The sequence below is a fragment of the Shewanella sp. SW1 genome, assembly GCF_025653545.1.
Lineage (GTDB): Bacteria > Pseudomonadota > Gammaproteobacteria > Enterobacterales > Shewanellaceae > Shewanella > Shewanella oncorhynchi.
In genome coordinates, this window is sequence record NZ_JAKKSG010000001.1 from 309,534 (window position 1) to 328,252 (window position 18,719).

General features: G+C 45.8%; 17 protein-coding genes. 7 read left to right on the plus strand and 10 right to left on the minus strand.

The window, feature by feature from the left end; all coding sequences use genetic code 11:
- Window positions 1-38: 38 nt before the first annotated feature.
- From L5M71_RS01460 to L5M71_RS01480, 5 genes are all read right to left on the minus strand, one after another.
- Entirely contained in the window at window positions 39-479 is a 441-nt protein-coding gene (locus L5M71_RS01460; protein WP_263206037.1) for a hypothetical protein, read from the minus strand.
- Window positions 480-703: 224 nt separating this feature from the next.
- Window positions 704-1,141, minus strand: a complete 438-nt coding sequence (locus L5M71_RS01465) for an OsmC family protein (protein WP_131523019.1) — start codon at window positions 1,139-1,141, stop codon at window positions 704-706.
- 87 nt (window positions 1,142-1,228) lie between these two features.
- A complete protein-coding gene (locus L5M71_RS01470) occupies window positions 1,229-1,579 on the minus strand; it encodes a DUF3325 domain-containing protein (RefSeq protein WP_113940646.1) in 351 nt (116 codons plus the stop codon).
- Window positions 1,576-3,246, minus strand: a complete 1,671-nt coding sequence (locus L5M71_RS01475) for a PepSY-associated TM helix domain-containing protein (protein ID WP_263206039.1) — start codon at window positions 3,244-3,246, stop codon at window positions 1,576-1,578. Before L5M71_RS01475 ends, L5M71_RS01470 begins: the two co-directional genes overlap by 4 nt.
- A gap of 1 nt (window position 3,247) precedes the next feature.
- On the minus strand, window positions 3,248-3,622 hold the full coding sequence (locus tag L5M71_RS01480) for a DUF3649 domain-containing protein (protein WP_131523016.1): 375 nt from the start codon (window positions 3,620-3,622) through the stop codon (window positions 3,248-3,250).
- A gap of 428 nt (window positions 3,623-4,050) precedes the next feature.
- Between L5M71_RS01480 and L5M71_RS01485 the strand changes: the two genes are divergently transcribed.
- Window positions 4,051-5,619, plus strand: coding sequence for a methyl-accepting chemotaxis protein (locus tag L5M71_RS01485; protein ID WP_105249832.1), 1,569 nt, complete (start codon window positions 4,051-4,053; stop codon window positions 5,617-5,619).
- Between the two features lie 248 nt (window positions 5,620-5,867).
- A complete protein-coding gene (gene hpf / locus L5M71_RS01490; protein WP_028760784.1) occupies window positions 5,868-6,224 on the plus strand; it encodes a ribosome hibernation-promoting factor, HPF/YfiA family in 357 nt (118 codons plus the stop codon).
- A gap of 93 nt (window positions 6,225-6,317) precedes the next feature.
- Here the strand turns inward: hpf and L5M71_RS01495 are convergent, their stop codons facing one another.
- Window positions 6,318-6,968, minus strand: a complete 651-nt coding sequence (locus L5M71_RS01495; RefSeq protein ID WP_173246072.1) for a response regulator transcription factor — start codon at window positions 6,966-6,968, stop codon at window positions 6,318-6,320.
- Window positions 6,969-6,998: 30 nt separating this feature from the next.
- Window positions 6,999-8,189 (minus strand): sensor histidine kinase, encoded by a 1,191-nt coding sequence (locus tag L5M71_RS01500; RefSeq protein WP_263206041.1) that lies wholly within the window; start codon window positions 8,187-8,189, stop codon window positions 6,999-7,001.
- Window positions 8,190-8,372: 183 nt separating this feature from the next.
- Between L5M71_RS01500 and L5M71_RS01505 the strand changes: the two genes are divergently transcribed.
- Window positions 8,373-8,879 (plus strand): DUF2141 domain-containing protein, encoded by a 507-nt coding sequence (locus L5M71_RS01505; protein WP_263206043.1) that lies wholly within the window; start codon window positions 8,373-8,375, stop codon window positions 8,877-8,879.
- Between the two features lie 15 nt (window positions 8,880-8,894).
- Entirely contained in the window at window positions 8,895-10,559 is a 1,665-nt protein-coding gene (locus L5M71_RS01510) for a carotenoid oxygenase family protein (RefSeq protein ID WP_263206045.1), read from the plus strand.
- Window positions 10,560-10,623: 64 nt separating this feature from the next.
- Here the strand turns inward: L5M71_RS01510 and L5M71_RS01515 are convergent, their stop codons facing one another.
- Window positions 10,624-11,346 carry a YebC/PmpR family DNA-binding transcriptional regulator gene (locus L5M71_RS01515; protein ID WP_006085103.1) on the minus strand — a complete coding sequence of 241 codons (723 nt, stop codon included), beginning with the start codon at window positions 11,344-11,346 and terminating at the stop codon, window positions 10,624-10,626.
- 435 nt (window positions 11,347-11,781) lie between these two features.
- Between L5M71_RS01515 and L5M71_RS01520 the strand changes: the two genes are divergently transcribed.
- Both L5M71_RS01520 and L5M71_RS01525 read left to right on the plus strand, forming a co-directional pair.
- Window positions 11,782-13,350 (plus strand): methyl-accepting chemotaxis protein, encoded by a 1,569-nt coding sequence (locus L5M71_RS01520; protein ID WP_263206048.1) that lies wholly within the window; start codon window positions 11,782-11,784, stop codon window positions 13,348-13,350.
- A gap of 332 nt (window positions 13,351-13,682) precedes the next feature.
- Window positions 13,683-13,907: a TIGR02922 family protein gene (locus tag L5M71_RS01525; protein ID WP_028760777.1), complete on the plus strand. Its 225-nt coding sequence runs from the start codon at window positions 13,683-13,685 to the stop codon at window positions 13,905-13,907.
- 176 nt (window positions 13,908-14,083) lie between these two features.
- On the opposite strand, the gene L5M71_RS01530 is transcribed toward L5M71_RS01525, so the two are convergent.
- Entirely contained in the window at window positions 14,084-14,665 is a 582-nt protein-coding gene (locus tag L5M71_RS01530; RefSeq protein WP_263206050.1) for a TetR/AcrR family transcriptional regulator, read from the minus strand.
- A 133-nt stretch (window positions 14,666-14,798) separates the two neighbouring features.
- Here L5M71_RS01530 and L5M71_RS01535 point away from each other — a divergent pair, with 133 nt between their 5' ends.
- Window positions 14,799-15,866, plus strand: a complete 1,068-nt coding sequence (locus L5M71_RS01535) for an alkene reductase (RefSeq protein ID WP_263206052.1) — start codon at window positions 14,799-14,801, stop codon at window positions 15,864-15,866.
- Window positions 15,867-15,938: 72 nt separating this feature from the next.
- Here the strand turns inward: L5M71_RS01535 and L5M71_RS01540 are convergent, their stop codons facing one another.
- A complete protein-coding gene (locus tag L5M71_RS01540; RefSeq protein ID WP_263206055.1) occupies window positions 15,939-18,356 on the minus strand; it encodes a Lon protease family protein in 2,418 nt (805 codons plus the stop codon).
- Between the last annotated feature and the right edge of the window lie 363 nt (window positions 18,357-18,719).

The following is an 18,719-nucleotide window of genomic DNA, read 5'->3' on the forward strand; positions in this document are numbered from 1 at the left end:
AGGGTGTTGTCTCTTGGTTCCCGAGACAACACCCATTTTTATGCCCATTCATTAATACTTCTATTCCCATTTTTAGTTGTTTCTGCATAGGTCTGCATAGTGTTCACTTGCTGTTGTTGGGCAAGGTGATTAACTGTCATTGCTCTCGCATCTTCGTTATGGCTTAGATAATAGGCCGTTGGCGCTGAAATCCCTTGGCTCGTTCCTGTCGCTAAATTGGTCATGTCGGCGATCACTTGATACTTCATCTTCGCGTGTTTCAATTCGACTAAGGTTTCTATGTTATCCCTCAGTGCTGGCATTTCTGCTGGTTTTTGCGCATTTGCCGCCAATTGTTTTGCATCGCTAGAAAGCGTTACTGTATCAGTTGATGCTGGTGCGCTGGTTTGAACTGGATTTTTAACCTGTGCAAATTCAGCAGTGGAGACATTTTTTTGTGGGCTGACAGACGGGGAATTTCGCAGTGGTTGAATGTGCATCTTTTAACTCCAACAGATGATACCAAGCTAAGATTGGCTTATATCGTACTGTTTAAAAGCTGGACCTGAGCTGAATCATGGTGAAAAGTTAGACTATGTGGATGGTTAGGTGGCGCGGATAATTCGATGATAGCAATGATTCAGACAGGTATTGAGTTACGGTGCGGCAATAAAAAAGCCCGCTTAAGAAAACCATCAGCGGGCCATAAAGATCTGCTCAAATCCTAAAACTTGATTTGAATATCTGTTGCTAAACTATTAGCGATAAAGCAATTTGCATGTGCTTTCTCGTGAATTTTCTCAAGGGTTTCTTGGCTGACTTCGACCCCTTCAGCGAAAATGACCTTAGGATTAAGCACCATCTTTGTCACGGCCAACTTGCCCGCATCGTTTTTACCTAGCTCTGCAGTGGCATTATCCACATAAGAGGTTACAGGTAAGCGCTTAAGATGCGCAATTGCTAGAAAGGTCAACATATGGCATGAGGATAATGCAGCCAACAGGCTTTCCTCTGGATTGACATTTTGCCCATTGCCTTTGTATTCCGGTGCCGACGAGGCTTGAATCGTCTGGCCGCTGCCAAAGGTAATACTGTGGTCTCGACAAAATTCGCCTTCTTCGGCTGGCGAGGTTTGCCAGTTAACCGTTAAGTTAAAGCCCATTATTTTCTCCTATCTGAAGGACATCAGGGCACTATAGCCTAGCGGTGCTCACTTAGCCATGATCGCCATGCCAGTGTTAGCTGGACATTAGATCCCAGCACTCAGTAATAGAGTGCCAGTGAGCACGCTGCCAGTGACGATTCCTATCGGTAAATGGCGCGGGCTGTAGCTTAACGTTAGGATGACCAGCATTGCCGCGAGGGAAATTATTCCCATAAACAAAATGCTCCCGTAGGCCCAGCCTTGATCGCTCGCGCAGGCACTTAAGCTAAATGCCAGTAGTAACCAAGCAAACAAGGTTAGCAAACGACTTTGCCATTGTGCTGGTGGACGATTGAACACATCCTTGAAGTGACCAAATTTAGCTAAGGCAAACAGGGCGAGGGAAAGATAACTCAAACCTAAGATCCCAAGTAGGGGAATAAATTCTGGCATCATGATTTGGCTTCCTCCAATGAAGATGACGAACTAAGGTCGCTGGCAAGGGATGTTTGGGATTCGTTTCTACGTGCATTTTTTGCTTTTGCTGGGCGTTTAACGGGGGCCTTAGCAATCAAAGTCACTCTTTTACTGGCAAATAGCATAGCGCCACCAAGTAGCACTGCGAGCACGTCAAATCCGACTAAAGCCCATTGATGGGATTGGATATTGTCGATGATATTGCTTGGTGATGTGAAGGCATTGAGCACGGGCAGCGCACAGCACAAAGTCCCTGTGAGTCGTAATGCGGTTTGCCACTGGCGACGTGAACGACCCAAGAAAGCCCAAACTCCCATTGCCGCTAACGCGATAAAGAAACTGTGAACTTCCCATTCAGAGCGGCTTGCAAAACTTGTCGATAAGAGACGATTGGCATAAAAGAAGGCTACAGTGCCTAAGGGGAGTCCTAAGATAAACATGAAGTTTAACCCTTCAACTAAACGTAATCCAAAGCTTGGTTTCTCGCCTTTATCGATCAATTTTTGCTGTTTTTGACGTAGACGAATGGCCCACATCAAAGTGCCTGTCGCGATCATAGCGCAGCCTAATAAACCGCAGAAAAAGAATAAAAATCTTAGCAGCGGTGCGGCAAAACGTGCCGTGTGCAGCGACATCATAGTATCGTAAGTCGCGGAGGCTCCAGAGGCTTCGTGCGGGCTGGCATATTTAAGCTCACCATTTACCCCGTTGAATATCAAAATATTGGCTTCATCGGTCACATCTTTACCTGTGTTTTGGTAAAAGGTCACTTGGCTATTTTGATCTTTAGGGTATGACACTATCACTTGCTTAATTGGCGCATCGCCCCATGCGGCTTTCACTTGAGGTAGTAATTGGCTCAGTTGCACCTGTGGCGCACTAATCCCCGCGGCTTTCTCGGTTTGTCTGGCGGGATTAAGTTCTTTTAAAAAAGCTTGGTTATCACCCGAATAGGCAGTATTAACCGTCCATGGGATATAGATAAGCATTAGGGTAATAAGCCCTGTATAAGTGATCATCAAATGGTAGGGCAGGGCGATGACAGAGCTCACATTGTGCGCGTCTAGCCAAGAGCGAGCGCCTTTATCCCGTCTAAAACTGAACAAATCTTTGAAGATCCGTTTGTGGATCACTATGCCACTGATAAGGGCGATCAGCATAAACATAGTGCAAACGCCGACGATATAACGCGCTGTAATAGCGGACATATAGTGCAAGTCAAAGTGCAGACGATAGAAGAAATCACCGCCGCGACTCTCACGCACTTCTGAGATCATGCCGCTGCCATCTGCTAAGGCTACATGTTCTTCAGTCTTGCCACGACGCTGACCTTTTTCTGGTGGCAGTTGCCAGCTAACGCTTTGAAAGGGGGTTCGTTCAGTTGGAAAACCTATCATCCAGCGCTGCGCTGTTGCCGGCGAATGCGCTTCTATGTAACTTTGACCTTTATCTAATTGGTTTTCGAGGGTATCGGCTCGGTAATCTTGATAAACCCCTTTGTGTAATTCGGGTTCATTCCAAAGGCTGATCTCATGGCGAAAATAGCTCAAGCTACCCGCAAAAAAGATCAACAATAATACCCAACATACCAGCAAGCCTGCCCAGGTATGTAGCCAAGATAAAGTTCTAAAAAATGTCTCTTTCATCTTATTGCCCACATACTTTGATCAATCCAAAACATAACAAACTCACTAAGCCTAAATCTCGCCATGCATGCCAGGTTTTACGCACACAAAAGGCATAAATAATAGCGATGGCATAAAACAGGAAAGCTAACATATTGGCCGTTATCGTGCTTTCAAAGCGCGGCATAGGTAGCACTAATGTCAGCAGGCAAGCCAAGGTTGCTGCCGCAACATAACCCGCCAGTAGAGCGGCACTTGCACGGGCAAAGACTTTGAAGGCAAACTGCGATTGCTCTTGCTTAAACCATTGCACAATTCCCCGCGAAATCAGCGAGAACGAGCGCATTTGAGTTGTAGAAGATTGCGTTGAGGTTTCAAACGCGGGTGTATTAGACATAAGTGCCACTTCTCATTTCGAGCCAATATGGGTCTGTTATGGCTATCCGCTACTGTTGATTCTGCAAAGTGTGCTTGAGCTTTTTGGCTTAACGACGAATGCATTTCTATAGCAGTAGATAGCTAACCGCGAGAAGTATAACTTAGTTAATTCAAATGATAAACGATATCATTTAGATTCGAATGTGAATTTGTGATTTTAAGCTGATCTGCTTTAGCGAGTGTAGGGTGACGAGTTTAACGTATGTAGCGTAACGAGCGCCCTGTCACAATTGTTTGTTTTTATTTGTTGATATGTGTTTAGTGGTTACTGCTTGTTTAGCATTAGGTTAATTTTTATGCTGCCAATGTGAGCTTTATCAATTTTGATAGACGACGGTTTTGGCAGAATGCGTTATCTTTTTTACCGAGACCTAGCCTGATAACCCTATGCATAAAAATTCTACAAATGGTGAAACACACCTGTCAGATAATGCGATTTTACTATCAACGACGGATCTGAAGGGAAACATTAAATATGTGAATCAGACCTTTTCGCAGATCAGTGGGTTTAGTGTTGCTGAGTTGCAAGGGAATCCACATAACATAGTGCGCCATCAAGATATGCCTGCGGCTGCATTTAAGATCCTCTGGGAGCGAATTAAGCAGGGCAAGCCTTGGATGGGGATAGTTAAAAATCGCACCAAAACGGGCGGCTATTATTGGGTGAATGCCTACGTCGCGCCTGTGTATGAAGATGGTAAAGTTCATGAGTATCAATCTGTTCGTCGCCAAGCTACCCCTGAGCAGATTAAAGCCGCTGAGAGTATTTACAGTGATATTAATCAGGGCAAGCAACCTAAAGTGTTGCGTAAAGATAGGTTAGGTTTCAGTGGCAAAATACTGCTGGCCATGTTGGTTTCGATTACGGCTACGGCGATGATTGCCAGTTATTCCCCCATAGTTGCCGCGATGGTGGGAATGAGTCTCGCGTGCCTAGCATGGTATTACCTGATGCAGCCGCTGCAAAAGCTTGTGTCTATGGCAACCAACATTATTGACGATCCCGTCGCTACGGGCGTGTACACCGGCCGCCAAGATGAGATCGGTAAATTAGACCTCGCCCTACGTTTTTTGATCACTGAAATTGGTGGCGTTGTTGGCCGTATGGCTGATTCTGCCAGTGAGATCCAAGCACAAAGTGTCAGCCTTAAACAAACCATTACAAACACTTGGGAGCATGCCGATAGTCAGAGTGAACAAACCACGCAAGCTGCGACTGCGATGGAGCAGATGAGTGCCAGTTTTGCTGAAGTAACGGGAAACATTCATCGCACTGCCTCGGAAATGGTGTCGAGCCATGAGGCGGCTCAACGCGGGCATTCTCGTTTAGAAACGGTTATTGATGCGATACATCAGTTAAGTGTACAAGTGAGCCACTTTTCCGATGTTGTACAAGCTATTGAACAAGATAGCAGTGCGATTCACCAAGTGCTCGAAGTCATACGTGCCATTGCCGACCAAACTAACTTATTAGCCTTAAATGCGGCAATTGAAGCGGCACGGGCAGGGGAGAGTGGTCGTGGTTTTGCCGTGGTGGCCGATGAGGTCAGGCAGTTATCGAGTCGTACTAGCCAATCCACCTCGCAAATTGAGTTAATTGTTAGCCGTTTTAGGGAAAGCACTCAAAGGGCGACCTCGACCATGATGGCGGGGCAGGAACAGGTAAAACGTTCGGTAAGCTTAGCGCAAGATGCGAGTGTGGCTTTTGGCGAGTTGCTTTCATCTATTTCGCGAATTAATTCTTTGAGCGATGATAATGCGGCGGCGATGACGCAGCAGACTTCCGTGGCCGCAGAAATTAGCCGAGCTATCCATGTGATCAGCGACTTGGCTCAACAGAGTTTAGAGCAGACGCTCGATGCGGCAGCGCGGGGTGATCAAGTGTCGCGTTTATCGACCAAGACGCATCATTTGTCCCAACAGTTTTGGCAGCAGAGTGTGCAACGTAAATATTAAGCGTATTTACCTTATGTCGTATTGCATTTTGTGATTGATTTATTATTAATGCCTGTTTATAAATCAATCACTTAATCATGTTTTTCTCGCTGTTTTATTTTTGACTTCTTGATGGAGGTCACATTTAGGAGATGCTAATACCTGAGTTGACCGAAATATTTGCCAATAACCCTTGTGTTTTATCCTGCATGCCCCAAGCTCTATTAGTGAAGCAAAAATAAAAGTAATGACACTAAAAGGGACAACCTATGAAAATAAATATTTCTGGTCACCACGTCGATGTTACTGATTCTATTAGAGAAGATGTTAACGAAAAATTTGCAAAAATCGCCACCCATTTCCCCTCTCTGATCGCACTGGACATTATTATTGCGAAAGAGCATGGCGAGTATCAGGTTGAGCTTCGTACGAATTATGAAGGAAGCCGTATTTCTGCTTCAGGTACCGATGAGGTTATGTACCCAGCAATCAAAGCCGCATCGAAAAAATTAGATGCAGCACTTAAGCACCGTAAAGGTCAGCTAAAAGCGGATTTGCATGAAACCCCGAGCTGTACAACGCCAGCTATTGCCCATGAAATTATCCAAGAGATGGATCTTCGTTAGGTTTTAGTCATAACTCATCGCTTTAGATGAGCACAAAAAGGGCCTTAAATGGCCCTTTTTGTTGGCAATCGGGTTTGGTTTAATGCTAATGGGTTAAATCAATGCCAGTTGTAATCCCTTGAGCACAGCTTGGGTACGGTCTCGGCAATCGAGTTTAGTGAGTATGTTAGAGACATGATTCTTCACTGTGCCCTCGGCTAAAAATACCGCATTGGCGATTTCCTTGTTGGAGAAGCCGCCCGCCATAAAACTGAGAATTTCCCGCTCCCGTTCCGACAATAATTCATTTCTAGTTACCCCAACGCTAGGTGCAGGTTTAGGCTCACTCATCTGTTTGAGTACCGAAGGCTCTATCAAGTAGCCGCCTTTGGCGACGGTTTCGATGGCGTGCAGTAACTTGTCGAGTGACACGTCCTTGAGCAAAAAGCCGTTGGCTCCCGCCTGCAAACTATTGAGGAATAACTCACTGTCATCGAAGGTGGTTAACATGATGACAGGTAAGCGATTGGCACTTTGCCGTATCTGTTTGAGCATGGCGATACCATCAAGATTTGGCATACGGATATCACTGAGCAGCACATCGACGGGATTGCTGGCAAGCTTTTTGAGTGCATCTTGACCGTCTTCGGCTTGCCATAACACGCGAATGTTGTCGGAAATAGCGAGCAGGCTAGCGATCCCTTGGCGAACCAATTGCTGATCTTCCACTAAACCGACACTGATGATGTTGTTTTGCATATCCATAGCTATTCCAAAGATTTTTTTTATAAAAAGTTAAGCGAGTGCAGGGAGTGTGAGGGTGAGTTGGCAGCCGGACGCCGAGTCATTTGCCCTTAACTCCAATCTGCCATTAAAGGGTTGTAGCCTTTCCTGCATGCCGCCAAGCCCTGTACCGAACTGTCCTGTGCCGAGCTGTCCTGTACCGTTTAGCCCTGTGCCGCTTTTAACTGATGCGTTTCGCGCGGCTCCCCGTGTTAGCCCCACGCCGTTGTCGCTTAGTTGCAATACCAGCGCGATTTGGGAGTCTTGCATGCTCAATTGCAGTTGATTCGCCTTGCCGTGACGAACGGCGTTGCTGATGCCTTCCTGCAGCACTAACAGTAGTGCCTGAGTCAGTTCGGCTGATTGCAGTGGCTTCATCCCTTTGCAGTTAAGAGTCACGTTGGGTAAGCGGGTCATCAGTGCCTCTAAAGGTGGGACTAAATCCAATCCCACTTGCACTCTTTGAGCCCTGACGACGGCGCGAATACTTTCAAGTAGCTGTTTAGCTAAGGATTTACTTTGATTGACTTGAGGTTTGAGCTCCTCGGGCGCTGTATGGCTTAGTACTTCCAATTGCAGGGAAAGCGCTGTGAGTTGGTGGCCGAGAATGTCGTGCAAATCGCGTGATATCCTTAATCTTTCTTGCTGTTCGCTGGCTTGGCTCAGTAGGGCGCGAGTGGCAATAAGCTGTTGGTTTAGCTGTTCTTGTATCAAGCGTGATTTATGCTCGGAAAGCCTTGCTTGGCTGCTGCTGTAGGCAAAGAATTGAAAGCCAAGATAAATCAAAATATTGAACACATTGCTTTGTTCATGCCAATGCCATTGCAGCAGCACGTAATAAACCATGTTGGCTAGCAGCAACTGTGAAATGGCTTGGCGGCGATTAAAAAACTCAGGCAAGAGTGACGCCCAAATAACGAAGAGGATCGGCAGCAATGCATGGTTTGCCGTGAGTAATAAGCTCAGTACGATCAAGGGCATTGCTAGCGTGGTTATGCGGCGAAGTCGAATATTATGTGGAGCTATGTCCGTTGCTATCAGTATAAATTGCACTAAATACAGCCCATAAAGTGTTACATTGAGCATGCCTTGCCATGTATGCAATGCGGCTTGATTTATCCCAACCCAAGCGACTAATGCCCAAGTGAGCACTCCTGCAGCAATCAACATGTTTTCTTCTTTCGCTAATCGATTTTCTAGCACGAATGACGATTCCTTAATCCAATTCTGCCGACCATTCTAAGGTATCAGCGCCAGATGTCACTATGCCAAAAGTCATCTTGTTAAATTTTTGTTTCATGACTTTTGGCACCTGTTTTTCGTCCTGCGATTTTTTAAGCTAACTTCATCGCAGTTACTTATCAGCGCAAATAACAGGAGTAAGACATGAAACACATGAACTCGGCTATGACAACACAGGTTCGCCAAGTTAATAAGACGAAAAGGACGTTATCAGCGATTTGGGGCGCAGGCTTAGCTTGCTTACTCTTGTCTGCAGGAAGTATGTCGGCAGGCTCCATGTCCACTGGCAGCCAGACACATACCTTGACTGTGGATATCGATAATATTCAAGTACAAACCGGCGCCTTGATGGTGGAGCTTTACGCCAATGCCGAGGATTACGCCGCAGGCCACAATCCTAGTGCGTCTATGATAAAACCCGTCACTAAGACAGAGCATAGGCTGGTATTTAGCGATCTCGCCGATGGCCAATATGCGGTCAAGGTCTTTCACGATGAAAATGGCAACCACAGCTTAGATACCAATATGTTAAGTGTGCCGAGTGAAGGCTATGGTTTTAGCAATAACGCCGGCAGTTTTGGACCTGCGAGCTTTAAAGACGCCAGCTTTAGTTTGCAGGCCGATGCGCAAATCACTATACACATTCGCTAAGAGGGGCGCTGCACCATGGATAGACGTCAATTTCTAGCAGGCTCAGCCGCCCTCATGACGAGTGCAGTTTGGGCCAGTTCAGTGGATAAATTGCTGGCGCTGGATAACGCACAAACGGTCGCACGTGAGCCATGGGCGATTGGATTTAGTGGTGCTGAAGCTGACTATCAGCCACTGACTATGCAGGTTTCAGGCGAGTGGCCAGCGCAGTTGAGCGGCAATCTATATCGTAATGGGCCAGCGAAAATGTCTCGGGCAGGTAAGGCATATCAACATTGGTTCGATGGTGATGGCATGGTGCAGCAGTTTAGTGTGGCCAATGGGCAAATTCAGCATCAGGCTAAGTTTATCCAAACAAAGAAGTTTAAAGTGGAGGAGGCCGCTGGCGCGTTTAAGTACACGACCGCAGGCACAGTGATCCCCAATGCTTTACCTATTCGAAACAACGACGATTTGAATGTGGCTAATACTAGTTTATTGCCGCGCCACGGCGAGTTGCTCGCTTTATGGGAGGCGGGTTCACCCTATCGACTTGATGCCCAGACCTTAACCACGCTTGGCGTGAAAAGCTTTGGTGACAAATTTAAGGGCTTACCCTTTTCTGCTCACCCGCTCGATGACGGACAAGGTGGACTATGGAATTTTGGCGTCTGGTATGTCGGTGGTGAGAAGCAATTATTTGTGTCTCAAGTGGCGCCCGATGACAGCATAGTCAGAATGGAAGTGATTGAATTACCACAGGCGAGTTACTTACATGCCTTCGCGCAGAGTGAGAATAAGCTAGTGTTTTACATTTCATCCTGCGTGTATGAAGAGGGCGAAACTTATATTGATGCTTTTAAATGGCGCCCCGAATTGCCATCGCAATTACTGGTTATCGACAAAGCCGACTTTAAAGCGCGCCAGTTACACCAGCTACCTGCGGGATTTGTGTTTCACTTTGGTCAAGCCATTGAGAAGAATGACGAACTTTCGGTGCAGCTTTGCCTCTATCCCAATTCAGCTATTTTAACCCAAGGGATGAAGGGGTTGCTGACGGGGGAGCGAAAAACTAAGACACCCCATGCAGAGTTAGTGACGATCACAGTACCTCTCACAGTACCGCTCACAGTAGCACTTACAGCAGCTAGCAAAGCGCAGTTTGCAAAGACCTTGTCTTCCTCTGCACGTATTAACCGCAGCGGCGTGATGATGGAGTTTCCCCAGTTTGCGCAGCACATTATGGGTAAAAAACAAACTAGCGGTGAAAAAGCGTTTGCGGAGAAAACAGGCGGGGCTTCGGAGTTTGTTCCGTTATTTGGCGTTGGAGCAAGATCAGATTCTGCTGCTAATTCTAACTTTAAATATGAAGCAGAATCTGACTCTGAATCAGGGCTAAGTAACACTCTGTATTGTATTCATAATGCAAAAGACAGCAGCAAGCACAGTGCGGATACACTTGGCGACGCGAGCTATAGCGCGTTTTATCTTGGCAAAGGCAAGATTGCCGAAGAGCCGCTCTATATCCCCGCCACTGAGCAGCATGAAGCCTATTTATTGATGACTTGGCTCGATTACCACAATGCACAGTCTGGCTTGTCTTTGTTTCGTGCCAGTGACATCAGTGCGGGACCCATTGCTTCGGCTCATATGAACAGGGTATTGCCGTTAGGGTTTCACGGTTGTTTCATTAACGCTTAATATGTTGACCTATAAACAAAAAACGCAGCCTAGGGCTGCGTTTTATTTCAGGCGAAAGCAGTGTTTAGTCTTCAATTTCCGCATTGTGATAGACGTTTTGTACGTCGTCACAATCTTCTAAAGCGGCGATAAACTTTTCAAACATAGCCACATCTTCACCTTCAACCTTAGTCATGTCCTGCGGTACGAAGGTGATGTTGTCGAATTCGAAGTTAACCTCTGGCATCGCTTCGGTCAGTGCAGTTTTGACTTTAAAGTACTCAGTGTGCGGCGCGTATACTGTGATTAAGCCATCTTCCAGCTCAACATCGCTCACATCAACGTCAGCCATCATCAGTAGTTCTAAAATCGCATCTTCGTCATCACCGGCAAACACGAACACGGCTTGATGATCAAACATGTGGCCAACTGTACCTGGACCGCCGAGTTTGGCATCGTTTTTCACGAAGGCTTGACGCACTTCGGTGAAGGTACGTTTTACGTTATCGGTTAAGCAGTCAACAATGACCATGCAGTTGCCAGGACCAAAACCTTCGTAACGGGCGGTATCGTAATCTTCACCACCGCCGCCTTTGGCTTTTTCAATTGCGCGTTCAATAACATGCGCGGGCACTTGGTCTTTCTTAGCGCGTTCAATTAAGCGACGCAGTGATAAGTTTCCATCGGGCTCAACGCCGCCTTGCTTAGCGACAACGTAAATCTCTTTACCGTAGCGTGAATAAATGCGGGTTTTTTGACCGGCTGTTTTCGCCATGGATTCTTTCTTGTTTTGATATGCTCTGCCCATCTTGATCTCGTTAGCTCAAAAAAATTGCGCCGATATTAGCAGTTTTCTTGGCATAAGTGCAGTCGTCCCTATGTGATTTATTACCTAGAAGGCGACGGGGCACGCATTTCAGGGCAAAGTTGGTTTTATCAAGGAAGATCCGCTTTTAGATAGGCTAGGACTATATCGCGATAGATTAATACTAATGTCTAATGCCATACGCTCGTGAGACTGTTGATGATAGCTAACTTCTACTTTGTTTATTTAGCGAGATAAATTATCTAGCTTATTCAGAGAAATAGACTAAAACTATAAATCTTGAGCGCTATCATAGTTAGCCCTCCCTCGTCAGTTGTAAGCAATAGCCGCTGTAATTGATAGCAGCTGAACGAAGGCTAATGATTCGACTCTTAGCATTTCCCTTTCATTTTTACCTTGCGCAGTTACGGGAAGTATATGGAAATACAGCACAAAATTTTAATTTTCATCAGTTTCATACTGGTCTCTCTGGGGAGTTTATTACTTGAGGGACTGCATCTTCCGAGTATTGTGCAGGCGTTGATCTTGGGCGCTCTTGCCTGTGGCTTAGTAGTGTGGGTGTGTTTGCGCGCATCTAAGGCTAAGCTCGACACCGATGAGGCAAACATTAAGGCATTACAAGAGCAAAGCATCCCCGCCCACGACATTAGTGTGCAAACCAGCAAAATGGCTATCGGTTCGGCTGAGGTGTCGCATTTTATTGATTTACTGAATAAATCAGTTGAATCAAATGGCGAGCATGCCAGTGCCATTGCGGTTGCCGCGGGGCAATTGAGCCACACTACGGCCCAACTTGGCGATAATGCGGCAGATATTTTAGGCCAAGCTCAAGAGGCTGAGCGCGTTAGCGTGCAGGGACGAAGTCAAGCTCAGAAAGGTGTTGCAGCCATTCGTTCACTGAGTACGGATATTGATACCGCCGCTGAGCAAGTGCAGGCGCTTAAATCAAGAGCCGAAGAAATCCAAAAAATTACCGAAGTGATTAACTCCGTTGCCGAGCAAACGAATCTGTTGGCGTTAAATGCGGCCATCGAAGCGGCTCGTGCGGGGGAGCAGGGTCGAGGTTTTGCGGTAGTGGCTGACGAAGTACGCAGCCTTGCGGGGAAAACGGCGGGTGCAACCCAAGATATTGGCAAAATGCTATTAGAAATCCGTAGTGAAACGGATAAAACTTCTGGGCTGATGGAGCGAGTCGTGACGCAAACAGCCGATGTGGTCGCCGCCATGGGCGAGTTAGACGCGCACTTCACTGAGATTTCGGCTTCTGTGACCCAATCGGCCCATGCCTTAGGTGATATGGAAGATTCACTCAAACAATATAACAACACTACTAACGACATTAGCCGCTCGGTGACTCAAATACGTGACTCATTAAATTCGACGGGTAAACAGAGTCATAGCGTATCCGAGCAGGCCTTTACTTTATCCTTGACCACTGAGGGTATTTTTAAAGCGCTGTCTAAATGGGATACACAAACCTTCGATCAGCAGGTTCTGCAATTGGCGAATGTTGCCGCTAAAGCGTGCGGTGACAAGTTAGCACAAGGTTTAGCCAGTGGCAGTTTTAGCGAGGCTGATTTGTTTAATCCTAAATACCAACCTATTACCAATACTCAGCCGCAGAAATACAGCACGGCTTTCGATCGTTATACCGATCAGCATTTTCCAACAATTCAAGAGCCCATTCTGGCAAAACACAGCGAAATTATTTATGCGGGAGCCGTTGATAGGAAAGGTTATTTTCCGACCCATAATAAACGCTTTAGCCAAGCACTGACAGGCAAAGTTGAGGTTGATATGGTGCACAATCGAACCAAACGCTTGTTTAATGATCCGACAGGGATCCGTTGCGGCGCCCATACTGAACCTGTGCTATTGCAAACTTATAAACGCGATACGGGCGAAGTGATGCACGACTTGTCGGTGCCCATTTTTGTAAACGGTAAACATTGGGGCGGATTTCGAGTGGGATTTAAAGCTAAGTAGATTACTGATAACTCAAATTTAGGTTATTTACTCTAAAAAATGCATAAAAACGCATCTTTATTTGTGTCTTATATGTGATCGATAGTAGGTAATCGATTAACATAATAGAAATAGATTGGCATCTTTTTGCCGAAGTGCTTAAATAGCCCAAGGTGTACAGTATAAGACAGTATTGTATCCAATAAAAAATCATAAAATTTGAATAAGACCTTAAGTAATTGATTTAAAATGTTTAAAATATCTTTCTGGATATTTTAAAATGTTGAGGACAGGGAGCTCTCTTGCGATGTAAATATAACGCAGTAGATGCTGCTTAATGTGAGTTAAATGTGATGCAAGCAAATCAAGCGACTGTAACTGTTTTATATTATGATGCGCCCGTAGGGTTAATTATGCACAACGCCGTATTAGGTAATTTACCAGTGAGTGAAGCTGGGCGTGTGATGATACCTGCAAGTTTCCGCAAGGGAAAATCTATCATTGCTGTACTTGAAGGTGAGTGTAAGATATTGAATTCATTAGGCGAGCGAGTGTTTGCTCAAGCTAATATAGGTTAACATTTTAAACTAATCGTCATTCTTGGGACGAATAATTCACTTTGCTAAATTATCGTCCCGACATTTTCTGCAAAAACTCTATTCAATCCATCTATTTCTATTAATGTTAGCGCTTGTTCGCTTAATCATATTCGGTTAGTCGTTCAGATATTTACTGTCCCACAAATTAACGCACTTTAATGGCAGACTTCTACCAGCAATTGGTCTGCAAGGTACTGTAAGGTTTCGGCATTAGGATGTGTGTGGGCGAAGGTTCTTAAACCATAAATTCCCATCATTAAATATTGGGCTCTTTGCTCGCTGCTGCGATTGCCTTGGAGGAGTCCTTGCAACGTTGCAGTGGCAAATTGTAGCGTGAGTGCTTGCTGCCAAGATTGTAGATACTGATTGATGATGTCCCGGATCTCAACATCTTGCTCTGCAATTTCATTTAACGCTTTTGTCAGTAAGCAAGCTTGGGCGCTATCGCAACTCAGACATTCAATAACGAGATGATCTAAGTAGGTTTTCAAATTAGTCAGCACATTCTCGCCATTGCCGAATAGATTGTTGAATTGCTCGTTTCTGTCGAGTTGATATTGCTCAATGGCCGCGATTAATAACCCGCGTTTATTGGTGAAGGCACAGTAAATCGACCCCGGATGTAATCCCGTGGCTTGAGTAAGATCTTGCATGCTCGTTTTGGTGTAACCCTTGTGCATGAAGGCGGCCATAGCGCCGCGAAGTACCTGTTCTCGGTCGAACTCTGCATTACGCATCGAATTTAATTCACTTGAATAGAAACGCTTAGGCCAGATTCTACCTAAATTTGAACAAACATTCAAAAATGAACTTGAATGATCGTTCAAATAATAATATCTTGAATGCATATTCAAGAATGGAACTGAGAAAATGATTACACAAACCACGCCAAATTCATTGGTAAATCTGTTCGATACCTACTCACTTAATGACACTATTACCTTAAATAATCGTATCTTAATGGCACCTTTAACCCGTTGTATGGCGGATGCCGATTTAGTGCCGACCGATGATATGGTCGCCTATTATGCACGCCGCGCCGAAGCGGGTTTGATCATCACAGAGGCGACGATTATTCGTCCCGATGCTCAAGGTTATCCAAATACCCCTGGTATTTTTACTCAAGCGCAAATTGCTGGCTGGCGTAAAGTGACCGATGCAGTACATGCCAATGGCGGTAAGATTTTTGTGCAGTTATGGCATACGGGACGTGTTGCTCATCCACACTTTTTCGGTGGTGGCGATGTGCTTGCGGCATCAGCGCAGAAAATTGAAGGCAGCGTGCCAAGAATGCGCGAACTGACATATGTCACGCCAAAACCTGCTACACTTGAGGATATTCAAGGCCTAGTGCGTGATTACGCCAAAGCGGCGGAAAATGCCATTGAAGCTGGGTTCGATGGCGTCGAAATCCACGGTGCAAATGGTTATTTAATTGATACCTTCTTACACCATGACAGCAATCGCCGCACCGATGAATACGGTGGAACACCTGCCAATATGTCCCGTTTTGCGCTTGAGGTTGTCGATGCTGTTGTGGCTCGTATCGGCAAAGACAGAACCGGTTTACGGATTTCTCCAGGGGCTTATTTCAATATGGCGGCAGATAGTCGTGACCGCGAAGTGTTCGATTACTTCTTGCCTGAGCTAGAATCCCGCGATATCGCTTTTGTGCATATTGGGATTTTCGATGACAGCATGGAATTCGATTATCTTGGTGGCAGAGCTTCAAGCTATGTGCGCGCACACTATGGCAAAACCTTAGTGGGAGTTGGAAGCTACAGCGCTGAAACCGCCAGTGAAGCGATTGCGGCGAATAAGTTTGATTTGATTGCTATTGGTCGCCCATTCATTGCCAATCCTGACTATGTTGCTCGCGTGCGTGATGGCGTTGAACTTGTTCCTTACAGCGACGAAATGCTAGCAAGCTTAGTGTAATTTCGCTTAATAGCTTTATAAAGAAAGGGTTAGCATGTGCTAACCCTTTTCGTTTGTTTCTCTCGTTTTTATTTAATCCGCTTTAACTAAGGATCTGAGTGCGGTGAGTTTTTGCTGAGCGATGCCGAAAATGCTCTCGGGAGAATATTGCCCTTGGCTAGGTGCGGCCGTTTGCGGCAAACTTCCTGCGGTTTTACCGAGCAGTAACTCCATGGCTTGAGTTACATGGGTAATAGCCCAAATATGGAATTCCCCCTGTGCCACTGCATCGACAATGTCTTTGCGCAGCATAAGGTTGGCCATGTTCGAGGCAGGAATAATCACCCCTTGCTCCGGCGTACGGCCTTTTATTTTGCAGACATCGAAGAAGCCTTCAATTTTTTCATTCACGCCGCCAATAGGCTGAGCCTCACCAAATTGGTTCATCGAACCTGTGATGGCAATATCTTGCCTAATTGCTTGCTCGCTAATAGCCGAGATAATGGCGCAGCATTCGGCCATCGACGCGCTGTCACCGTCCACACCGCTGTATGATTGCTCAAAGGTGAGGTAAGTGGTGAGCGGGATTTGCGCCGTCTTACCTAAAACTGAGGCTAAATAAGCGGTTAAGATCAACACGCCCTTAGAGTGAATTCGCCCCCCTAGTTTGACTCTGTGCTCGATATCCATCACTTCACCCTTACCAAACGCTGTGGTTGCTGTGATGCGATTGGGCATACCAAACTGATGATCTGAGGTCGAGATGACGGATAAGGCATTGATTTGCCCAACCACTTTGCCCTGAGTGCTAATCAAGGTCGTGCCGTTGGTAAAGCTTTGCATTATGTTGTCGTGAAGACGCGAGACTCTTTGCTCTTGATTTCGCAGTGCTTGCTCAACGTGCGGCACTAAAATTTGCTGACAGCCTGCCGATTTAGCGCAGTAGTTTGATTCCCGCAGCAGGTTGGCAATATTGGCTGAGTGTAGCGACAGTTTTTGTTGATCTTCGGCCTCCCGCGAGCTGTATTCGATGATGCGTGCTATAGCCGCACGGTCGCAATGTAGCATGTTGTTGTCGTGAACTATGCTCGAAATAAAGCGGGCATAGTGCGCCTCAGAAGTTGAGGTTCTGTCCATCACATCTTCAAAATCGGCGGTAACGCGGAATAACTCACTGAAGTCAGGATCATAGTGCTGTAATAGCTGATAAGTTTCGTGATCGCCAAACAGAATAATTTTCACATCTAAGGGGATAGGCTCAGGCGCCAATGAAATCGTGCCCGACAGTGACACTTCCCGCTCCAGCGAACTTAAATCGAGTTTGCGTGAACGCAGGGCGCGTTTTAACCCGTCCCACACGTAAGGGCGTTCTAACACTTTTACCGCATCCATCAATAACACGCCGCCGTTAGCTTTGTGCAGACTGCCGGAGCGGATAAGTGAGAAGTCGGTGAACACTGTCCCCCTGAATGTGGCGTTTTCCACATAGCCAAATAGGCTGTGATAACTTGGGCTTTCTTCTACGACAATAGGGAATTTTTGAGTCCCTTGAGCGACCAAAACGTTAACTTGGTAGCGGCGGGGCATTTTCTTTTCAAGGGAAGCGTAGGCTAGGCCCAGTTGTTCTTCACTTTCTTCTAAAAAGATATCTAAATTGTCTAAGATATCCGCCTGCATACCGGTTAAGAAAGTCCGCGCTTCTGGCTGGTGCTTGAACTTATCTTTGAGTGGCTTAATAAAATGGATTAATACTTCTTTGGCGACTTGTTCGTCATGCTCTTGCTGCTTGTCGCTGAATTCTTCTTCCCATTCAGTGATTTGGCGAATAATACCCCGTAGTTTAACCTCTAGGCCATTGATATTACTTTCAAATTGACTACGTTCAGTCTCTGTCAATGCTTCGAATGAAGCTTCGTCATGGGGTTCTTCACCATTGAGCGCTACCATTTGATAGTCGCCCTGCATGGTTAAACTGAGGCTGATGCCTTTTTGTTTCGCTTCTTCGGTTAATTCAGTGAGTGCGACTTCTTGCTTCTGTGATAATTGGCTTTTGAGCTTTTCAGTGCGGGCATAATACATTTCATTATCAAAGGCTAAAGGCATAGCTTTGACAAGTTTAAGCATCAACTTTTCGACGGCTTTTTTAAATTCAAGCCCCGTCCCTGCGCTCAGTTTCAGCACTTTAGGGCAACGGGTATCATCGAAATTAACCACATAGCACCAATCGTACAGGGTATGGTCGTTTGGCTCGTGACGGCTTAGGTAACGCAGCATCATGGTCCGTTTGCCGAGGCCGTTCTGACCTATGGCGTAGATGTTGTAACCCTTTTCTTTAATTCCCATTGCAAACTCTACCGCTTGCTGGGCGCGTTCTTGGCCGACAATGTCATTGAGAGGTGTGAGTTCTGCTGTCGATTGGCAATCTGTGCTTAATTGGTCGAGTTCGCAAATGCGATATAATTGTTTACTGTTGAGCAGGGTAGCTTGGCTTGATACGACGTCAGTGGGCATAAATATCCTTGGTTTTTCAGCCTTATTATTTCCATTGTAGACAATAAGATAGCATTTTTGTCAATCAAAACCCTGTTATTGCTGATATATGTCTTTAGGGATGGTTTTCTCTCGCTAAGAAAGTGCTGAATTATCGGGGGAAGACTTAATTGATTAAGCCTAACTAATTGTTACTCAATAAACTTATCAAGATACTGACACTAAAATTTTGTGCTAAAGTAGCAAATGCAATGTTAGTTGGATTTACCCGTGCAAGCAGTCTGCTGAGTGTGAGTAAGTTAGTGTGAATTTTGATGGTTTGACCTCTACCACCCTAAAAGGTGGATATGATGGAGTAAGTTTTAGATCCAACCTTAGTGCCAA